A 19790-nucleotide genomic window follows, 5' to 3' on the forward strand; every position below is an offset into this window, starting at 1 on the left:
GCTTAAACAGCAGACGGGCATCCACCAAGATACGGGACCGTGGGGTAGTGGTATCCTCTGCGGATGGGGTCCGTAGGACCCGAGTTCAATTCTCGGCGGTCCCATATTTTGCGTCGCAAAATTGGAATCAGGGAGCAGCTTCGCTGCGACCGCGGTCCCATATTCTGCCGCGAACAAACTCGTGAGCAGCAGTACTCTGGAAAGAACGGAGAATTGAGCACGCAAGTCGCAGCCAGCGAGGGATCTCTGATCCCTCGAGCAGTCGGCGCGAAGCGCCGACGACGAGCGACCAGGACATTCTCGATGAGTTCGCGGATGGCAACACTCGAGGGGATCTCGTGCTCGCGCACAGATCCAACAGTTGGACAGACGGAAAGACGTGAGGTTCCGTCGAGGACGATCACCGAGTCTCGAGTGAACGACACGCGCGTGTGACCCTCCATCCCTCGCGTCTCGCTCGCGGCAAATAGATTCAAGCGCACGTACTGCCATGACTGGCAACAGGTATCGAATCCGATGCGTATCTCGCTCGAGTCACCGATCGACCGCGCCATCAGTCCAATCGTCGCCGGACTGCTCCTCGTCGGGGTAACGGTGCTCTGTTCGGCCGCCGTGGGGACGATCCTCATCGGTGCCGAGAGCGATCTCGAGGGCGAGACCGAACCGAACGCAACGATCGAGACGAGCACGGTGGTTCGAGACGAGACCAATGGGTTCGTCACCCTCGAGGTGACGTCGATGACCCGCGCCGAACGCGTCGAGATCATGGCGACGACCGACGGCGCGTCGACGATCATCGACGGAAGCCCGAACGGGACCGCAGAGCGGATCGACCACGTAGACGCGATGGGCGACACCGTGACGGTCCGCAAAGCTGTCGATTCGGCGATGCCACGCGATGTCGACGTTCGAATCGTCGCCGTCGCCCAGTACAACGATGCCGAGACGCGCGTCTTCGACCGGACGGTGACACTCTGATGTTCGGGCTCGAAGAGTTGGTTCCACCGCAGGTGACGAAGACGACCCTGTACCACGTCGTCGGTTGGGGACTCCGTCTCTACGTCTGCTCGCTCGTCATCGTCGGTGGCTACAGCCTCCTCTGGGTGCTCGAGTTGGCCGGCGTGGTCCCCGAAACGTGGCTGTCGACGATTTGGATCGGGATCGCCGTAATGGGCTGTCTCTTTCTCGTCTTGCTCGTTCCCCTGTTTTACTCGGCTCGATCGTCCGCCCGGTAGTGTCCGTGTGGCCGGAGTTCGATCGATTCGAGAGCGGTACCTACGGCGTCGGATACTTCCGCTCACAGTCTCCGTCGATCGTCGAGCCCCGTGCTCCCGCGACCGTCGACTTTACGTCCCAGCCATCCCCACGAACGACTAATGACGGTGGTTCTGGCCGGAGTCGGTGCGGACAGCACGAATCTGGGCGCCCTCGGACCATTGTACGACGACGGGCGCTTCGAGTACGTCCCGATTCCCGAGAAGACTTGCGAGACGGACGAGACTGCCACGCTCGGTTCGTGGGACCTCCGTGCGACCGACGGAACCGCCGTAGACCTCACGAGCCGGATCACACCCCAGCCGATCGGCGACGCCGACCGGACCGTCACCGGTGACGAACTCGAGTCCTGGCCATTCCACCACGACCCGAATTTCGAGGCCCTAACCTACGGTGAACACCGCACTAGCGGCTACGTCTCGAGGCTGCGCGCGCTCGAGTCGGGCGACATCGTCGGCTTCTACGCCGGCCTGCGCCGCCCCGACGGCGACCGTGCTCATCGCTACCTGATCGGCTACTTCACAGTGGATCGAGTCGACGTCGTCACGCCCGATATGCCCCGGGACGAGCGCGAATCGATCCTCGCCGCGCATCCGGACAACGCCCACACCAAACGCGCCCGCGACGGCGAGTGCTACCTCGAGAAACCGGTCGTACTGATCGACGGCCGCGAACCCGGTGGCCTGTTCGATCGACACCCGATTCAGCTTTCGGAGTACTACGTCAAGTCCGGGAACGAACGGGCACAGTACTATCTACGAGAGTCGATCGCGAGCGCGTTCGACGTTCGCGCTGGTGGCAAGAATATGATGTACAAGCCGGCCTATCGTTGCGGACTCTCCGGGGATGCGTTCCGCCGGCACGTCGGCGTCCCCGGCGAGCGAACCGCCGACGACGCGGCGGTCGACGCCGCCTAACAGGGCGTCACTGGTGCTCAATCGAGATCTCGAGCTCCGAGACGTACGGTGCTACCGCCTCGAAGTTCGAGCCGGGAGTGATCTCCTCACTCGAGCGGTCGTACTCGACGATATCGTACTGACTGAGCCGCGGCAAGTGGTTGTGGATCAACTGGACGAGAACGGCCGTCTGATCCGATTCGAACGTCGTTGCCGATGTCTCGCATTGCCAGTCGGTGATCCGCTGGGCGGCTTCCGACACCGTCGTCCGATCGGTAACCGATAGATAGCTAAGCAAATACCCACGGACTCGGTTGGCGAGTAGTGAATAGACCGTCTCCGGCTCGAGGGTATCCCGTTGAAGCGACATTACGTCCACCACAATGTCCGCATCCGAAACAACGGTTGGCCCTAACTGGTTGGGTCCTCAACTATATTATCTGGAAAACGAACGGTCAATGATCAGTGATTGTTTATTACTATTATCGCGTTTCCCGTAACGGATTGTGCCGCGGGATTCCGAAACGAAACGCAGGGAGCAGACCGCAGTAAGTTGACGCCGATCACAACCCGACTCTGCACTCCCGACGGTCTGGACCGGAACCGATGTCAGGTTCAGCGAGGCCCCGACAACGACCGGTCGGTTTCATGTAGTGATAGGTCATATCACCAGCCAGTGACTGACGAGACGCCGTCCCGCCACGACCGCGTCCGGCGCCATCCAACGCCGGGACCGGGGAACTCGCTCGCTGACTGGACTCGTGCTCGCAACCCGCTTCGAGTCGCGATGTCGTACGTCATCGTCTGGCTCGTGCGGATCTCGCCGAGTCTGCAACTCAAACGGTGGCTCCTCCGACGGCTCGGCGTCACCGTCGGTCCGGGCGTCTCCTGGGGACTCGAGGCCACGCCGGACGTCTTCTGGCCCGAACTGATTACCGTCGAAGCCGAGGCGATCGTGGGCTACGACGCCACGATCCTCTGTCATGAGTTCCTGCAGGACGAGTATCGGACGGGGGAGGTCCGGATCGGCGAGCGGGCGATGATCGGTGCCGGGGCCATCGTACTCCCGGGCGTCGAGATCGGTGCGGACGCACGCGTCGCGGCGAACTCGCTCGTGACGAGGGACGTGCCGCCGGAGACGACAGTTGCGGGCGTTCCGGCCGAACCGATGGGATCGCGAGACGACGATGCTGCGGAGAGCGACGACGGCAAAACCGGAGACTGAGACGGGACGCTTCTGAGGCGCGCGTATCCGTCCGCAGGTATGAGACGATTTCCTCGCAACGAATCAACAGCGTGAAAACGATACTCTCGAGCGACCGGAACGGGTGACCGACCAGCTTACAGCGACGACCAGGACTTCCGGGCAACGTTCCAGGAGGTGATGTCCGCGATCCAGCGGGCGGCAATCATCTTCTTCAGGTTCTTCGCGGGGAAGCCGCCGAAGGTGTCGACGGGGAGCATCTGCACGTCGTGGGCGACGGCCTTCTCGCCGACGGAAACGACGGTCCCTTTGTCGTTGTATTCCCAGGTCTTGAGGGGGCGGTTCTCGATGGCACGCGAGATGTTTTCGCCGGCGACCTCGGCGGCCTGCCAGGCAGCCTGTGCGGTCGGCGGTGCGGGCTGGTCGCCCTGATCGATGATCGCCGAGTCGCCGATGGCGAAGACGCGCTCGTTGGAGGTCTGGAAGTTCGCTTCCGTGTTCACGCGGTTGTGTTCGTTCTCGAGGTCGACGTCGTCCATCGCGTCGCGGCCCGTGATGCCACCGGTCCAGACGAGCACGTCGTGTTCGAGCGGTTCGCCCGCGTCGAACTCGATGACGTCTTCGTTCGCTTCGGTGATCGGGTCGTCCGTGTGGATCTGGACGCCGGCTTCCTCGAGGAGGTCGCGCAGCGCCTGCTGGACTTCCGGATCGTTCCCGGGGAAGATCTCTTCGAGCGCCTCGACGAGGTGAATCTCGATCGGCGCGCGGTGGTTGTCGCGGAACTCGGCGATTTCGCCGGCGGTCTGGATGCCCGAGAGACCGGCACCGCCGATGACGACCTGTGCGGGTTCGCCGCGGGTGGCGGCCTGACTGGCTTCCTTGATGGCCTCGTGGATCTCGAGGGCGTCGTCGAGGCTCTTCAGCGTCAGCGAGTGGTCCTCGAGACCGGGGATGCCGTAGTAGGCGGTCTGGCTGCCGAGACCGACGAGGACGTAATCGTACTCCACGTCGTCGCTATCGGCGAGTTCGACGACCTGTTCGTCGACGTCGAGACCCGTGACCTCGTCCTTGACGAACCGGGTCGACGGGTCGGCGATATCTTCAACCGGGAACGTGATGTCCGAACGGACGTTCGGATTACGGATCACGCGGTGGGATTCGTGCAAGACGAGATGATAGTCGACGTCTGCGATCCACGTTAGCCGCGCGTTGCCCCCGAGCTCCGATTGGAGCTTGTTGATCGCACCAGCACCGGCATAGCCAGCACCGAGCACGACGACGTTCTCAGTCATATTCGACAGTCTGATACACTACGATACAAAGGTGTTGGAACACGCATCGAGTTGTGGCGTGTTCTCACTCCTCAGTGTTCGGGCTCCAGAAAATCGGACTCCTGACAGGTGTCGAACTCAGAGAATTCTGTTTCCGAACGCGCTTGCGGTCAGTTCGGCTCCGAGCGTCGCCGTTTCGTTCCCCTCGTCGAGGATCGGGTTCACTTCGACGACGTCCATCGACCGAAGGATTCCGTCGCTATCGTGGCGCTCGGAGACGGTCTCGAGTGCGGCGTGGGCTTCCCGATAGGTGACGCCCCCACGGACGGGCGTCCCGACGCCGGGGGCCGCTTTGGGATCGAGCCAGTCGAGGTCGAGGCTGACGTGGACGCCGTCGGTGCCGGCGGTTGCGACGTCGAGTGCGTCCTCGACGACGGCCGTCATGCCACGTTCGTCGATATCAGCCATCGTAAACGCCGTCATCTCGCTCTCCCGGACGAGTTCGCGTTCGCGCTCGTCGATGCTGCGGAGGCCGACGTACGCGATCGATTCTTCCCGGACGCGCGGCGCGTGGGCCCAGTCCATCCCCTCGAACGCACCGTGGCCGAGCGTCGCGGCGAGGGGCATCCCGTGAACGTTTCCGCTGGGCGAGGTCTCGGGCGTGTTCAGGTCGGCGTGGGCGTCGAACCAGATCGCACCGAGATCGGCGTCTCGAGCGGCCCCGTGCATCGATCCGATGGCGACCGAGTGATCGCCGCCGAGGACGAGCGGAAACTCGCCGTCGGCGAGCGTCTCCGCGACCTGGTCCCCCAGCCGCGTACAGACGTCTTCGACCTCCCGGAGGAACTTCGCGTTCCCGCGGCTCGGTCCACCGGCGTCCGGGTCCCGTTCTTCGGCTCGCGGGATCTCGAGGTCCCCCGAATCGATCGGATCGACCCCCGCCCGCTCGAGTCTGTCGGCCAGCCCCGCGTACCGAATGGCGGACGGTCCCATGTCGACTCCGCGACGATCCGCGCCGTAGTCCATCGGCGCACCGATGATTCTGACAGTCGTGCCCATACGTCCAGTTTACGACGGGGCGATTTGATGGTGACGGTCGAGACGGCGACAGATTTAGGGTTAGATGGCCCTAAATCTCGTACAGAATGATGCTGAGCGACGTGATGGAAGACTACCTCAAGGCGATCTATCAGCTCCAGCGCGAGACCGACGAGCGGATCAAGACGTCGGCCATCGCCGAGGAGCTAGACGTCACGTCGCCGACCGTCACGAGCATGCTCGACAAACTCGAGGAACGGGGCTTCGTCGACCGCGAGAAGTACCGCGGCGTCACGCTGACCGACGAGGGCGAGACCGTCGCCCTCGAGGTCGTCCGCCACCATCGGCTGCTCGAGGCCTACCTCACCGAACACTTAGACTACGACTGGGCGGAGGTCCACGAGGAAGCCGACCGGCTGGAACACCACATTAGCGAGGATTTCGAGGCCCGCGTGGCGGACGCGCTGGGCCAGCCGACGGTCGACCCCCACGGCTCGCCGATCCCCAGCGCCGACCTCGAGCCGCCGGAGCGTCCCGACGGCAAATCCGTCACCGAGTTCGAGGAGGGAGATGTCGTCGTCGTCGAAGAGGTCGCCGACCGTGACGCGGACGTCCTCTCCTACCTCGCCGATCACGGCGTCGAACCCGGGGTCGAACTCGAGATCGTCGAGGTCGCACCCTTCGGCATGATTACGGCGCGCTCGAGCGAGCACGACGAGTCGGTTTCGCTCCCCGATTCCGTCGCCCACCACGTGCGCGTGGCTCGAGGAGCGGAGATCGAACAATAGCAGGGAACGGCCCATATTCGTACACAAAACCGATCGGGATGTTTGTTTAGATTCAATCTAACGGAAAGTGCGTGGAAAAGGTATAAGTTTAGACGCCTCTAATCGATGTGTAATGACGACTCGAGTGCGTGTTGCTGGAGGTGACGGTTTACGATGACGGATCGGTCAATACACGACCTGCCCCGCTGGCTGTTAGCGATCGGTCCCCTCCTCGTCTTCGGGGCCATTTTCGGAGCGCTCTATCTCACTTCGCCGTTCGGCGACCTCGGAAGCGTGGACGAAGCGAGCACGGCCGATATGCTCTGGATGCTGACGATAATCGGAGCAATCGCCGGAATCATTCCGGTGTTGATCGGGATGCTCTGGTTTCCGTTCATTCGCGATCTCGATCCGCGGTACTTACACGCCTTCATGGCGCTCGCTGCCGGTGTCCTCGTATTCATCGCCGTCGAGATGACCGAAGAGGTCTTCGAGTACAGCGCTGCCGCCGAGAGTACCGGCCTCGCTGCCGCGCTGGCCGTCGTCGGCGTCGGGGGGACGTTCCTCGTCATGTACGCCGCCAGCGAGTGGCGTCAGCGCAAGATGGCGGACCAGCAGAAAAGCGGCCTCGAGATCGCCTATCTGGTCGCACTCGCGCTCGGCCTGCACAGTCTCGGTGAGGGGCTCGGCATCGGCGTCGCCTACGTCGCCGGTGACGCGTCGCTGGTGATGTTGCTCGTCTTGGCGTTCGTGATGCACAACGTGATGGAAGGTCCGACCATCGTCGCCGCCGTCGCTCGCGACAGGGCAACGCCGCCGCTATACCACTTCGTCGCGATGGGTACCATCGCCGGGGGGACCGTTATTTTCGGCGGCTGGATCGGTAGCTTCGCCCAGTCTACTCTGCTCGCGGTCCTGTTCTATGCCATCGCGATCGGTGCGATCCTGCAGGTGCTCATCGAGGTCGCGGAACTCATCCGGTTCGATGCAGAAGCCGTCATCACCCGGGTCAACGCCGCGACGTTCTCGTTCGGCTTCGCCCTCATGTTCTTCCTCGAGGACGTGCTCACGGACCTAGTCCTCGAGGGGTGGCTGGTACCGGCGTAATCCGTCGATCACCGTCGGTTAGACGACCGACGACCGACGAATCCAAACGCCTTACTATGACCGGTTCAAACAGCAAAATCTGAGTGTATCAGCCCGACATACCCGTCGGATTTAAGGAAATCAATTACGAACATCATAGTATGTCATCCATCGAACTCACCCCCAGCCAGAAGAAGATTCTCCGCGCATTGACAAATCTCCACAAGGAGTCCGAATCCGCGATCAAAGGCGAGGACATCGCCGAGCAGGTCGACCGGAACCCCGGAACGATCCGCAACCAGATGCAGAGTCTCAAGGCCCTGCAGCTGGTCGAAGGTGTACCAGGTCCGAAAGGTGGCTACAAGCCGACCGCCGCAGCCTACGAAGCCCTCGAGATCCAGCAGATGGATGATCCCGCTTCCGTCCCGCTCGAGCACGAGGGCAACCCCGTCCAGGACGTCATCGTCGAGGAGATCGACCTCTCGAGCGTCCACCACCCCGAACTCTGCCGCGCAGAGATTCACATGCAGGGCTCGATGGGCGAGATTCACGAGGACGACTCGGTCATCGTCGGCCCAACGCCGCTGTCGAAACTGGTCATCGAGGGCCGCGTCGACGGCAAGGACGACACCAACAACATTCTCATCTTGCGAATCGAAGACATGGTTGCGCCCGCCGAAGAGCCCGCACACTGAGCCGTCTACAGTTCTCGACCTTTCGTAGCGTACCCCATACTCGAGAGTATCCGACGACGCTCCGCTCGCCTACCGTTCTCGACGGCGCTTCGACGCGCAAAAAATTGCAGCGGGCCGCTCAGTTCTCGTCGCCGTCCGCCTCGACTTCGCCGTCCGCATCGGAAGCATCGGTTGCCTCGCCATCGTCGTCCGCTTCGGCGTCGGCCGCTGCGGCCGCCGGAATGTCGTCGACGCTCGCGACCGCGTCGCCGTCCTCGACGGCCATCACGATCACGCCCATCGTGTTCCGGCCGACTTCGGAAATTTCGTCGACGCGGGTGCGGACGATCTGGCCGCGCTCGCTCATCATGACGAGCTGGTCGTCGTCGTCGACAGCTTTGACGGCCGTCACGGGACCGTTTCGCTCGCCCGTCTTGATGTCGATCAAGCCCTTTCCGTAGCGGGACTGAGTGCGATACTCGGAGAGCCGGGTCCGTTTCCCGTAGCCGTTCCGGGTGACGGTTAACAGCGCCTGCCCGTCCTCTTCGTCCGTCGCGACGAGGCCGGCGACCGCGTCACCCTCTTGCAGTTTGATGCCGTTTACCCCGCGGGCGTTCCGGCCCATCGCGCGGACTTCGTCCTCGTCGAACCGGATCGTCATTCCGCCCTCGGTGGCGATGACCAGATCCTGGGAGCCGTCGGTGACCTCGACGTCGACGAGTTCGTCGCCTTCCTCCAAGTCGGCCGCGATAATACCCGTCGTTCGGATGTTCTCGAAGTCGTCGCCCGCGGTTCGCTTGACGTAGCCGTGGCGGGTCGCCATGGTCACGTACTCGTCCTCGCCGAAGGCGTCGGTGTCGACGATGGCCGTGATATCCTCGCCGGGATCGAGATCGAGGATGTTGACCGCCGATTTCCCGCGGGCCGTTCGGCCCATCTCGGGAATTTCGTAGGTCTTGAGCTGATAGACCTTGCCCTGGTTCGTAAAGCAGAGCAGGTAGTCGTGGGTGTTCGCCCGGAACACCGTCGTGACGCGGTCGTCCTCCTTGACGTCCGCGCCGATGATCCCCTTGCCGCCGCGTCCCTGGGGATCGAAGTTCTCGATGGGCATCCGCTTGACGTAGTCGTCTTCGGTCATGACGACGAAGACCTCCTCTTCCGGGATGAGATCCTCGTGGGTGACCGTCCCCTGATCCTCGATGATCGAGGTGCGACGATCGTCCGAATACTCGTCTTTGATCTCCAGCAACTCGTCTTTGATGACCGCGAGCAGTTCCTGTTCGCTCTCGAGGATGGTCGTCAGGCGCTCGATCTCGGCTTGGACCTCCTCGTACTCGTCTTCGATCTCTGCCGTCTCCATCGAAGTGAGACTCCCGAGTTGCATCCGGACGATGTGTTCGGACTGGGCCTGCGAGAAGTCGTACGCCTCCTGCAAGGCTTCCTTCGCGGCCGAGCGATCCTCGCTGTTGCGGATCAGTTCGACGACATCGTCGGCGTTCTCGACGGCCGTCAGCCGACCCTCGAGGATGTGTTCTCGATCCTCGGCCTCCTCGAGATCGTACTCGCTGCGACGGCGCACGACCTCCCGTCGGTGGGCGACGTACTCCTCTAAGGTCTCTCGAAGCGAGAGCACCTTGGGCTGGCCGTCGACCAGCGCGAGGTTGATGACGCCGAACGTTTTCTCGAGGTGGTTCTCGAGCAGCCGGTTCTTGACGACCTCGACGTTCGCGCCGCGTTTACACTCGACGACGACGCGGACGCCGTCGCGGTCGGACTCGTCGCGCAGGTCCGAGACTCCCTCGATCAGGCCCTCGTTGACGTCCTCCGCGATGCGCTCGACCATCCGGGCCTTGTTCGCCTGGTAGGGGAGTTCGGTGATGACGATCCGCTCGCGGTCGTTCTTCCACTCCTCGACCTCGAACTCGGCACGGACGCGAATCCGACCGCGCCCGGTCTTGTACGCCGAGTAGATGGCGTCGCGACCGACGATGTTCGCGCCGGTCGGGAAGTCGGGACCCTTGACGTGCTCCATCAGGTCCTCGACCGCCGCGTCGGGGTTGTCGATCAGTTCGATCGTCGCGTCGATCACCTCGCCTAAGTTGTGCGGCGGGATGTTCGTCGACATCCCGACTGCGATCCCCGAGGAGCCGTTGACCAGCAGGTTCGGGAACGCCGCCGGCAGCACGTCGGGTTCCTGCAGGCGGTCGTCGTAGTTCGCCGAGAAGTCGACCGTGTCCTTGTCGATGTCCTCGAGCAACTCTTCGGCGACGGGGGCCATCCGCGCCTCAGTGTATCGGGGCGCTGCGGCCGGATCGCCGTCCATCGAACCGAAATTCCCCTGCCCGTCCACGAGGGGATAGCGCATCGAGAAATCCTGGGCCAGTCGGACCAGGGTGTCGTAGATCGCGCTGTCGCCGTGAGGGTGGTAGTCACCCATCGTCTCCCCGACGATCGAGGAGGACTTGCGGTGGCTGCTGCCGGAGGAGACGCCCATCTCGTGCATCGCATAGAGGATGCGCCGGTGGACCGGCTTCAGACCGTCCCGGACGTCCGGGAGGGCTCGCCCTGCGATGACGGACATCGCGTAGTCGATGTAGCTCTGCTCCATCTCGTCTTCGATGCGGACGTTTTCGACCGCCCGCGCCTGTACGTCAGTCGGATCGGGTACGTCTGAACTCATGTAGTTACGTCACCTCGTCTAAATATCGATCCACTCTGCTTCGGGAGCGTGATCCTTGATAAACTGCTTTCGGGGTTCGACGGCGTCGCCCATCAGCACGGAGAACATCTTGTCCGCCGCGGCCGCGTCCTCGACCGTAATCTGCTTGAGGATACGGTTCTCGGGGTTCATGGTCGTCTCCCAGAGCTGTTCGGGGTTCATCTCACCCAGTCCTTTGAACCGCTGGACCTGCGTCGGATTGCCGTCGCACTTCTCCTCGACGATCTCGTCGCGCTCGGCGTCGGTCATCGCGTCGTACGTTTCGCCGCGGTAGCGAATCCGGTACAGCGGCGGCTGAGTCGCGTAGACGTAGCCACCTTCCAGCAGCGGGCGCATGTGCCGGTAGAAGAACGTGAGCATGAGCGTCCGGATGTGCGCCCCGTCGACGTCGGCGTCGGTCGCCATGATGATCTTCTTGTAGCGGACGTCCTCGACGTCGAACTCGTCGCCGATCCCCGCGCCGATGGCAGTGATCATGTTCCGGATCTCGTCGTTCTCGAGGATCCGGTCGAGCCGGTGTTTCTCGACGTTCAGTATCTTCCCCTTGATCGGCAAAACGGCCTGGAACTCCGGATTACGGGCCTGTTTCGCGCTGCCACCCGCGGAGTCACCCTCCGCGATGAACAGTTCGGCCTCGTCGGGGTCTTTGGTCTGGCAGTCGGCCAGCTTTCCGGGCAGCGAGGTCGAGTCGAGCGCGGACTTGCGTCGCGTCAGCTCCTCGGCCTTCCGAGCCGCTTTTCTGGCCTTCGCGGCCTCGACGGCCTTCATGACGATTGCCTGGGCGGTGTCGGGATGCTCCTCGAAGTAGGTACCCAGCCCCTCGTGCATCGCGCTCTCGACGATCCCGCGGACCTCCGAGTTGCCGAGTTTCGTCTTCGTCTGGCCCTCGAACTGCGGGTCCGGGTGTTTGATCGAGATAACCGCGGTGAGTCCCTCGCGGATGTCTTCGCCCGTGAGGTTCTCCTCGAGATCCGAGAGCAGGCCGTTGTCGCCCGCGTAGTCGTTGACCGTCCGCGTGAGGGCGGTCTTGAACCCGGTGAGGTGGGTGCCGCCCTCTCGAGTGTTGATGTTGTTCGCGAAGGCGTGGATCGAACCCTGCAGTTCCTCGGTGGCCTGCATCGCGACCTCGACCTGGATGTTCTGATCCTCGTCCTCGAAGTAGATGATCTCGTCGTGCATCGCCGAGCGCGTCTCGTTCAGGTACTCGACGAACTCGCGGATGCCACCGTCGTACTCGTAGGTGTCCTCGACGAACTCGCCGTCGTCGGTTTGCTCGCGTTCGTCGCGCAGCGTAATGCGGACGCCCGAGTTGAGGAAGGCGAGTTCACGAAGCCGGTTCGAGAGCGTCGAAAACGAAAATTCGTCGGCCTCGAAGATGCCGGTGTCGGCCCAGAATCGAATCTGCGTGCCGGTCTCCTCGTCCGGCTCCATGTCGCGAACGCGCTCCATGTCGCCGACGGGTTCGCCCGCCTCGAAGGCGTGGCGGAAGACGGCGCCGTCGCGTTTGACCTCGGCCTCGAGGCGCTCAGAGAGCGCGTTGACGACGCTCACGCCGACGCCGTGGAGGCCGCCGGAGACCTGGTAGGACTTGTTGTCGAACTTCCCGCCGGCGTGGAGAACAGTGAGAATCACCTCGAGAGCCGGGCGCTCGTACTCGTCGTGCGTGTCGACGGGGATGCCGCGGCCGTCGTCCGAGACGCTCACCGAGTTGTCGTCGTGGATCGTGACGGTGATGTCGTCGCAGTGACCAGCCAGTGCCTCGTCGATCGAGTTATCCACCACTTCGTAGACGAGATGGTGGAGTCCTCGAGAATCCGTAGAGCCGATATACATCGCCGGCCGTTTTCGCACGGCCTCCAGGCCCTCTAAGACCTGAATCTGTCCGGCGCCGTACTCACTTTCCTGGGACATGTAAAACCTGCTTTCGGGTAGTGGTCGGTCCCTAATAAAAGTCACGTACGCGCGCGGGCGAGCGCTCGGTAACAGTCGGTTGGTCGTATCGGTGGATCTACAACACCGTATTAGTTGCGTTCGGCGGCCGAGTAATCGTCGATTGGCGGAACCCATGACCGTCACGTCGAACACGGCAAGGGCGACCACCACAGCTCCGAGACGAACCGATAGTGTCGACTCGAACTCGTCTGATGACCGCCAGAGGGGAGACGAGTTCGTCTACCGTTGCAGGAGCAAACGGAAACCGTGCGGATCAGTACCGGCCCGTATGACAGACGGGAAACAGCAGTACGGATCGGCCAATGACCGTGCCATCGAGAACGGAGAGACGTGCGACCACACCGAACACGGACGCGTCGAAATCACGGAGATCTGGAAGCGGACGCGGTGCGTCCAGCGCCTCGAAACGGCGCGTAGCGGAGACGAGCGAGACACGGTCATACTCCGATTCGCACCTGAGGAGGACGGCGAGTGGATCGATGAACTCGCCGAACCGTTTGACGACTTTCTCGGTGCGATCGAGTGAGCGAGCGATCGCTACGCGAGCAGTGCGTCGTGTCAACGGAGGGGCCGCGTCGAAACGCTCCTGTTAGACGCGGTTCGACGGTCGCTGCCCCCTCGTCTCTCACTGGCTTTCGGCCGCCGGCAGCGTAAACGAAAACGTCGTCCCCTCACCCCGTTCGGAGTCGAGCCAGATCTCGCCGCCGTGGCGTTCGACGATGCGCTGACAGAGCGCGAGCCCGATCCCCGTTCCAGTGTGTTCGCCGCGACTGTGGAGCCGCTGAAAGATTTCGAACACGCGCTCTTGATCCTCCGGATCGATGCCGATCCCCTCGTCGTGGACCGACACCTCCCACCGCCGACCCCGCCGCTCGGCGTCGACGTGTATCCGCGGCGGCTCGTCGCCGCTGTACGTGATCGCGTTCGTTAGGAGGTTCTGGAACACCTGCCGTAACTGCGTCCCATCACCCTCGACGCGCGGCAGTTCGTCGCTCGTGATCTCGGCCTCGGAGTCCTCGATCTGGAACTGAAGATCCGCTACGACGTCCGCGAGCACCGCGTCGAGATCGATCGGCTCGAGCGGATCGCCGCGCGTCTCCACCCGGGAGTAGGCGAGCAACCCCTCGATCATCTCGCGCATGCGATCGGCGCCGTCGACGGCGAACGCGAGAAACTCCTCGCCGTCCTCGTCGAGTTCGTCCCCGTACCGCTGCTCGATAAGGCGGAGATAGCTCGAGACCATTCGCAGCGGCTCCTGCAGATCGTGGCTGGCCGCGTAGGCGAACTGTTCGAGCCGTTCGTTCGACTCCTCGAGCTGGTCGATCGTCTCCTCGAGGCGTCGCTGGTACTCCGTGCGCTCGGTGATATCGCTGAGCGTGATCACGGCACGCGTCACGTCGCCGTGCGCGTCCCTGATCGGCATCCCTCTGACGCTGAGGATACGTCGGTTTCCGTCTTTGGAATCGATTTCGAAGGTTCCGGGATCGGTCACCTCTTCGCCCCGTAGCACGCGAGCGATCGTCCACTCGTCGAGTTCGAGCGGCTCGCCCGTGTCGGCCCACCTGACCGGGAACTGATCGTAATCGTCGAACGAGTCGGCGTCGAACTCGTCGACACCCCAGATCTCCTTTGCAGCCCTGTTGGCCTCGACGATACCGCCGTTCTGCTCCGCGACGATGACCCCGACGGGGAGGATCTCGAACAGCGACTGGAGCTGTTCTTTGTTTCGCTGGAGTTCCAGTTCGGTTCGCTTTCGCTCCGTGATGTCAGTGAGCGCGCCGGGGAACGTTTCGGGCGTCCCGTCTTCGTCGCACTCGACGTGCCCGCGAGCGACGACCCAACGGAGTTCGCCGTCGGCGTTCCAGACACGGTACTCCTCCTCGTACTCCCCACCCGACTCGATGGCGGCCTCGATCTGTCGCTCGACGCGGTCGCGATCCGCCTCGTGAATCGACGACGTGATTCGATCGAGCGGGACGCCCTCGCGGGCCGCTTCGGGATCGACGCCGAACGTCTTGGCGAACGATCGGCCCGTAACGAACCGGTCCTCGGGGATCTGCCACTCCCAGGTCCCGACGGCTCCGGCCTCGGTCGCGGCCTCGAGTTGCGCTTTGGCGTCCGCCAAGTACTGCTCGCGCTCCTTTTGTTCCGTAATGTCCTGTGCCATCGTCATCCCCGCGAAGACCTCGCCGTGCTCGTCGGTGATCGGGACCGCGTGGAGTACCCATTCGTGGTCGGCGTAGGTGAGCTCGACCGACCGTTCCTCGCCGTCGAGGGCGGCCAGGAACGCCGGCTCGAGCACGTCGCCCGTTTCCTCTGGCCACACGTCGTAGAAGCTCTCTCCCTCGAGATCCTCGGGATCCACGGGGATCCGATCGAAGCCCTGGCCCGCAGCCAGCGTGTACTCGAGTTCGTGGTCGAACAGCGTGACGAGGCCGTTCGGGAAGTACTCTGCGAGGGTGCGGTAGCGCTGCTCGGACTCCTCTATAGCCTGCTGGCGCTCTTTCCGGTCGGTGATGTCGCGGAAGTAGACCGAAATACCGGTTTCGGAGGGGTAGAGGTTCGCCTCGACCCAGAAACCGAGTGTGTCGTAGTAGAGTTCGTAGTTGGTCGGCTCCTGCGTCTCCAGTGCCGTATGGAAGGCGTCCCAGACCTCGTCGATCTCGACGAGGTCGGGGAAGACGTCCCAGAGCTGCTCGCCGAGTAACTCCTCCTCGGAGTGCTGGAGGAGTTCCTCGGCGCGGTCGTTGACGTGGGTAAACCTGAACTCGTCGTCGACGGCGTAGAACGCGTCGGAGATCCGGCTGAGCATGCGCTGTAGTTCGGTTTCGAGCTCTCGTTCGAACTCCCACCGATCGGTCATGTCGCGAGTCACTTTCAGGAACCCCCGATGGGTCCCGTCGTCGTCCCGAATTCGCGTGATCGTCACGTTCGCCCAGAACCGCCCACCGTCCTTCCGAACCCGCCACCCTTCGTCCTCGACGGAGCCGTTTTCGGTCGCCGCCTCGAGGTTTCTTTCGGGAACGTTCGCCGCGCGTTCGTCCTCGGTGTAGAACGTGGAAATGTGTTCGCCGAGGATCTCCTCGCGATCGTACCCCTTGATCTGCGTTGCCCCTTCGTTCCAACTGATGACGTGGCCGTCCGAATCCAATCGGAAGATCGCATACTCCTCGACGGCGTCGACCAGCGAGTGAAACTCCACCTGGCTCTCCCGCAAGGCGCCTTCGGACCGTTTCTGGTCGGTGATATCGTAGTAGAGCTCCACCCGTCCGCCGGCGTACTCGCCCGACTCGATCGGTTCGCTCTGGTACTCGAGCCACCGCTCCTCGAGATTGCCGCCTGTGGTGCCGGTGACTCGACACTCGAATCCGTCGGCGTAGCTGTCCTCGTCGTACGTAGCCAGTACGGTCTCCGCGAACGAACCGGGTTCGGCGATCGTCTCCGCGAGAGTCTCTTCGAACATCGTCCGGCCGTCCCGACCGATGTCAGACTCGCGCTCGAGGCCGAGAAAGTCCTCGATCGTCTCGTCGATCCAGGCGACGTTAAACGCCTCATCGAGGACGACGACGCCGATGTTCGCGTCGTCGAGAATAGCCGTGATCGACTCGGAAGCGGTGTCCGTGATATCCTGCGACGTCGGTCGCCTCGCGTCGGTCGTGTGTAACTGCCGGGTGGGCCTCGAACGGTCGCGGGCGACGCCGATCGTCCCCCGAAACTCGTCGCCGTCTACGATCGGAGTAATTCGAACGTCGCAGGGAAGTGTCGAACCGTCAGCCGTTCGAACCTCGAGTTCGAAGGTCGCGGCGTCGACGTCGTCGGTTCGGAGCCGATTCGATAGGTCGCGTTCGATCGCGTCGATAGTCGCATCCTCGAGAAGGAGAGAGACGTGCTCGCCGACGAGGTCGTCGCGGGCGTAGCCCGTCGCCTCGACGAGTTCGTCGTTGACCGCGACGAACCGCCCGTCGGCGTCGAGCCGATAGAGCCCGTCGTCGATCGTTTCGACGAGCGCCCGATACCGCGAGAGCGCCACGTCGTCGTCGACGTCCCCCCAAAAGGATCCCTCTGTGGCGCCCGTTCGTGTACTCATAATCGTTGGTGTGGCGTGAATAATATAAACCCTCTGGCACACTGAGACGGCTTTTTCAGACGTCGACCCACGGGACGTCATCGCCGGCTTCGTCGGTACTGAAAAAGCCGCGTCAGTGACTGGGGCATCGTTGACGGGAGTCGATCCTGTAGTTCGTGCGAAATGAGACCGCTGTATCTGGTCGTCGGTATCCTCGTACTCACCGCCGTGATCGTCGACATTCTCTGGACGACGCTCTGGGTCGACGGGGGGTCGGGTCCGCTCTCGGGTCGGTTGACCAGCTGGACCTGGCGCGGCCTCCGGACGATCAGTGGCGATCATCCGCGGGCGTTGAGCCTCGCCGGGCCGCTCATCCTCGCGCTCACGCTCGCGATGTGGATCGCGCTGCTGTGGCTCGGCTGGACCCTGCTCTTCGCCGGCGACCAGACGGCCCTCGTTAGCCCGCAAACCGGTGAGTACGCCGACTGGACGGGGCGGCTCTACTACGTCGCCTACACGATGTTCACGACCGGGAACGGTGATTACGCTCCCACGACGGGCACCTGGGAGATCGCGAGTTCATTTACTACCGCGACGGGCATGGCGTTCGTCACGTTGGGCGTCTCCTACGTCCTCACCGTCCTCGGAGCCGTCTCGGAGAAACGGTCGTTCGCCAGCGACGTCACCGGGCTAGGAGAGCGCAGTGAGGCGTTCGTCCGCGCAGGCTGGGCCGGCGAGAGCGAGGAGTTCGAGGGACTCGACCTCCCCCTCGAGTCGCTCTCGACCCAGCTCTCCCTGCTCGCAGACCAGCACAAGGCCTACCCGATTCTCCACTACTACCACAGCGAACAGGCGACGCGAGCCTCGGCGATGGCCGTCCCCATCTTCGACGAGGCACTGACCATCTTCCGGCACGGGGTCGTCGAGGAGGCCCAGCCGAATCCGACGCTAGTCGAGAACGCCCGCTCGAGCGTCGACAGCTACCTCGGCACGCTTGGAACCGCGTTCATCGAGCCCTCCGACGACGTGCCGCGATCGCCGGATCTCGACCGCCTCCACGACGAGGGCATCCCGATGGCCGACGAGGAGTTCGACCAGGTACTCGAGGATCTGACCGAGCGGCGCCAGAAACTGCTCGGCGTCGTTCGAGCGGACGCGTGGTATTGGCCGCCACTCGAGGAGTGACACGGACTGCTGAACGACAGTGTCGGCGCAACTTGACACATCTCGCGGTTGCCCAGTAGCGCGCTACAGCAGACCGTCGGAGGCACACCCTATCCAACCCCGGCAGCGGCAACGCGGTGTGGGAAATCGCGTTCGCCGCAGCGGCGATCAGCGGGTCACCGACACCGCATGGAAGATTTCCGGTTCGGTCAACGCTCGTCTCAACATGGATTCGTTGCCTTCGGTATATTCGGTCGTGGAATCGGATGGAATTACGCTGGTGATTCACCGCTGGCGTACATCCCAACTACACGCCGTGAGCGATGCGTTCGTATGCGGTCCCGATTACGATCGCGAGCGCATAGAAGTACACGAAGGTGACCAAGAGAAAAGCCCAATCAGGTGACCAGGGATCGTACAAGACGTTTACGACCGACTGGACGGGTGCAAGAACGATTTCCATCACCCTATCTAACAGTCTGAAGGGAAGGCCGGTTTCGAACCACGTCGTCGTATATCCGGCAATCACTCGTCGAAAAAAGTGCTGGAGGACGAGTAGAACGAGAACCACGAATACCACCCCGACGGGCCGTGAAGGTCGAAGGACAGACAGTAACGTGGCGAGGAGCGACTGATTTTCCGGGCTAGTACTCATTGTATGTTGATTCCACCCCCAATAACTTGTATGTAATGGACCTACTGGTTAAAATAGAAACATTTAATATTAGCGGATAAATATATCTGCTTTTATGAGTAGAAACTATACAAGAAGGAAATTCATTCAGATATCTGGATCAGCGAGTATAATTGGTGCGGCAAGTAGCGTTGGGACGGCCGATGAAACTTGCACTGAAGAGGATTTTACCGTTCGTGGACGAAAACGAACGAAGGTTACATACGATCCAGACGTGATAACGGTCGAAATCCGAAAAACGAGCGAGGACCTCGTTCATCGATTGGACCTTGATTCGGCGACGGTAACCGAGGAGATCGAATACAATCGCTCGTCGTTCGAGGAAGAAGATACGCTACCAGAACGCGGGACTGATGTCACGACTGAGCGGTGGGAGACTGAGATCGCTTACGAGGAGGAGTGGCAGGAATATCATCGAACCCGTCGAGCGGAACGCGAGGAAAGCCCTGGCGGGATTGGCGCGCTTGACGAGGATCCAGAAGAACACTACTGGTCGTACCCGGTCTGGACGTACTCCAGAAGTGCTACCTGGAGCGGTTGGGCTTACGAGAAGAAAAATCCGATCAATGTCACGTTCGAGAACCTCAGCGGAATTTCCGAAGTAACGGACGTACTTGACGACGATGGATGGACTTCACTCGACTGGCGTCACGGTCACGAATACCGCCGATGGGGATACAACCATCGAACGGATTCGTTTGAAAGTCCGACGAGTTACGGGACAAGTCGGTATCGACCAAACGGCGGTGACCACGCCAAGATATGGGAGTTCGTGGACGACCGAATCGGTATGGAGGTCCACGAGGACGATGAGATTCCCCACAGTATCGTATCTCGAGCCGACCCTGAAGGACGGATGCTGGACTTATTCGACGATGCCGGCTATTCGACGTTCGAGGACGGATATGACTTCGGAAACGAAAAGGGCGATCACAACGGCGAGCCGTCCATAGTGTACCCGTAGGAGGCCGGGAAGTCAACGT

General features: G+C 62.3%; 16 protein-coding genes and 1 tRNA gene. 11 read left to right on the top strand and 6 right to left on the bottom strand.

Features of this window, described 5'->3' with window-relative positions; all coding sequences use genetic code 11:
• Window positions 1-33: 33 nt before the first annotated feature.
• The 4 genes from ACSFDB_RS13510 to ACSFDB_RS13525 all read left to right on the top strand — a co-directional run bounded on the left by ACSFDB_RS13510 (window position 34) and on the right by ACSFDB_RS13525 (window position 2192).
• Window positions 34-104 (top strand) — tRNA-Pro (locus tag ACSFDB_RS13510).
• A gap of 412 nt (window positions 105-516) precedes the next feature.
• Window positions 517-978: a type IV pilin domain-containing protein gene (locus ACSFDB_RS13515; protein ID WP_440771491.1), complete on the top strand. Its 462-nt coding sequence runs from the start codon at window positions 517-519 to the stop codon at window positions 976-978.
• The gene (locus ACSFDB_RS13520) at window positions 978-1235 is read left to right on the top strand and encodes a hypothetical protein (RefSeq protein ID WP_440771492.1); all 258 of its coding nucleotides are present in this window, start codon (window positions 978-980) and stop codon (window positions 1233-1235) included. The genes ACSFDB_RS13515 and ACSFDB_RS13520 overlap by 1 nt, the downstream gene beginning before the upstream one ends.
• Window positions 1236-1376: 141 nt before the next feature.
• Window positions 1377-2192, top strand: a complete 816-nt coding sequence (locus ACSFDB_RS13525; RefSeq protein ID WP_440771493.1) for an Nmad3 family putative nucleotide modification protein — start codon at window positions 1377-1379, stop codon at window positions 2190-2192.
• Window positions 2193-2199: 7 nt separating this feature from the next.
• On the opposite strand, the gene ACSFDB_RS13530 is transcribed toward ACSFDB_RS13525, so the two are convergent.
• The gene (locus ACSFDB_RS13530; protein WP_440771494.1) at window positions 2200-2541 is read right to left on the bottom strand and encodes a DUF7344 domain-containing protein; all 342 of its coding nucleotides are present in this window, start codon (window positions 2539-2541) and stop codon (window positions 2200-2202) included.
• Between the two features lie 306 nt (window positions 2542-2847).
• Here ACSFDB_RS13530 and ACSFDB_RS13535 point away from each other — a divergent pair, with 306 nt between their 5' ends.
• Window positions 2848-3396, top strand: coding sequence for an acyltransferase (locus tag ACSFDB_RS13535; RefSeq protein WP_440771495.1), 549 nt, complete (start codon window positions 2848-2850; stop codon window positions 3394-3396).
• A 116-nt stretch (window positions 3397-3512) separates the two neighbouring features.
• Here the strand turns inward: ACSFDB_RS13535 and ACSFDB_RS13540 are convergent, their stop codons facing one another.
• Window positions 3513-4667: an NAD(P)/FAD-dependent oxidoreductase gene (locus tag ACSFDB_RS13540; RefSeq protein ID WP_440771496.1), complete on the bottom strand. Its 1155-nt coding sequence runs from the start codon at window positions 4665-4667 to the stop codon at window positions 3513-3515.
• 117 nt (window positions 4668-4784) lie between these two features.
• Window positions 4785-5705: an arginase gene (gene rocF / locus ACSFDB_RS13545; RefSeq protein ID WP_440771497.1), complete on the bottom strand. Its 921-nt coding sequence runs from the start codon at window positions 5703-5705 to the stop codon at window positions 4785-4787.
• Between the two features lie 86 nt (window positions 5706-5791).
• On the opposite strand from rocF, the gene ACSFDB_RS13550 reads away from it, so the two are divergent.
• The 3 genes from ACSFDB_RS13550 to ACSFDB_RS13560 all read left to right on the top strand — a co-directional run bounded on the left by ACSFDB_RS13550 (window position 5792) and on the right by ACSFDB_RS13560 (window position 8232).
• Window positions 5792-6472, top strand: a complete 681-nt coding sequence (locus ACSFDB_RS13550; protein WP_440771498.1) for a metal-dependent transcriptional regulator — start codon at window positions 5792-5794, stop codon at window positions 6470-6472.
• A gap of 153 nt (window positions 6473-6625) precedes the next feature.
• Window positions 6626-7558: a ZIP family metal transporter gene (locus ACSFDB_RS13555; protein ID WP_440771499.1), complete on the top strand. Its 933-nt coding sequence runs from the start codon at window positions 6626-6628 to the stop codon at window positions 7556-7558.
• Window positions 7559-7698: 140 nt separating this feature from the next.
• Window positions 7699-8232, top strand: coding sequence for an Rrf2 family transcriptional regulator (locus ACSFDB_RS13560; RefSeq protein WP_440764593.1), 534 nt, complete (start codon window positions 7699-7701; stop codon window positions 8230-8232).
• Between the two features lie 118 nt (window positions 8233-8350).
• On the opposite strand, the gene gyrA is transcribed toward ACSFDB_RS13560, so the two are convergent.
• Both gyrA and gyrB read right to left on the bottom strand, forming a co-directional pair.
• A complete protein-coding gene (gene gyrA, locus ACSFDB_RS13565) occupies window positions 8351-10891 on the bottom strand; it encodes a DNA gyrase subunit A (protein WP_440771500.1) in 2541 nt (846 codons plus the stop codon).
• An 18-nt stretch (window positions 10892-10909) separates the two neighbouring features.
• On the bottom strand, window positions 10910-12841 hold the full coding sequence (gene gyrB / locus ACSFDB_RS13570; protein ID WP_440771501.1) for a DNA topoisomerase (ATP-hydrolyzing) subunit B: 1932 nt from the start codon (window positions 12839-12841) through the stop codon (window positions 10910-10912).
• Between the two features lie 154 nt (window positions 12842-12995).
• On the opposite strand from gyrB, the gene ACSFDB_RS13575 reads away from it, so the two are divergent.
• Window positions 12996-13409 carry a hypothetical protein gene (locus ACSFDB_RS13575; protein ID WP_440771502.1) on the top strand — a complete coding sequence of 138 codons (414 nt, stop codon included), beginning with the start codon at window positions 12996-12998 and terminating at the stop codon, window positions 13407-13409.
• Window positions 13410-13508: 99 nt separating this feature from the next.
• Here the strand turns inward: ACSFDB_RS13575 and ACSFDB_RS13580 are convergent, their stop codons facing one another.
• Window positions 13509-16970, bottom strand: a complete 3462-nt coding sequence (locus ACSFDB_RS13580) for a PAS domain S-box protein (protein ID WP_440771503.1) — start codon at window positions 16968-16970, stop codon at window positions 13509-13511.
• Window positions 16971-17132: 162 nt separating this feature from the next.
• Between ACSFDB_RS13580 and ACSFDB_RS13585 the strand changes: the two genes are divergently transcribed.
• Both ACSFDB_RS13585 and ACSFDB_RS13590 read left to right on the top strand, forming a co-directional pair.
• Window positions 17133-18134, top strand: coding sequence for an ion channel (locus ACSFDB_RS13585; RefSeq protein ID WP_440771504.1), 1002 nt, complete (start codon window positions 17133-17135; stop codon window positions 18132-18134).
• Between the two features lie 728 nt (window positions 18135-18862).
• Entirely contained in the window at window positions 18863-19771 is a 909-nt protein-coding gene (locus ACSFDB_RS13590; protein WP_440771505.1) for a hypothetical protein, read from the top strand.
• Window positions 19772-19790: the final 19 nt, after the last annotated feature.

Source organism: Natronorubrum amylolyticum (assembly GCF_052040145.1).
GTDB lineage: Archaea > Halobacteriota > Halobacteria > Halobacteriales > Natrialbaceae > Natronorubrum.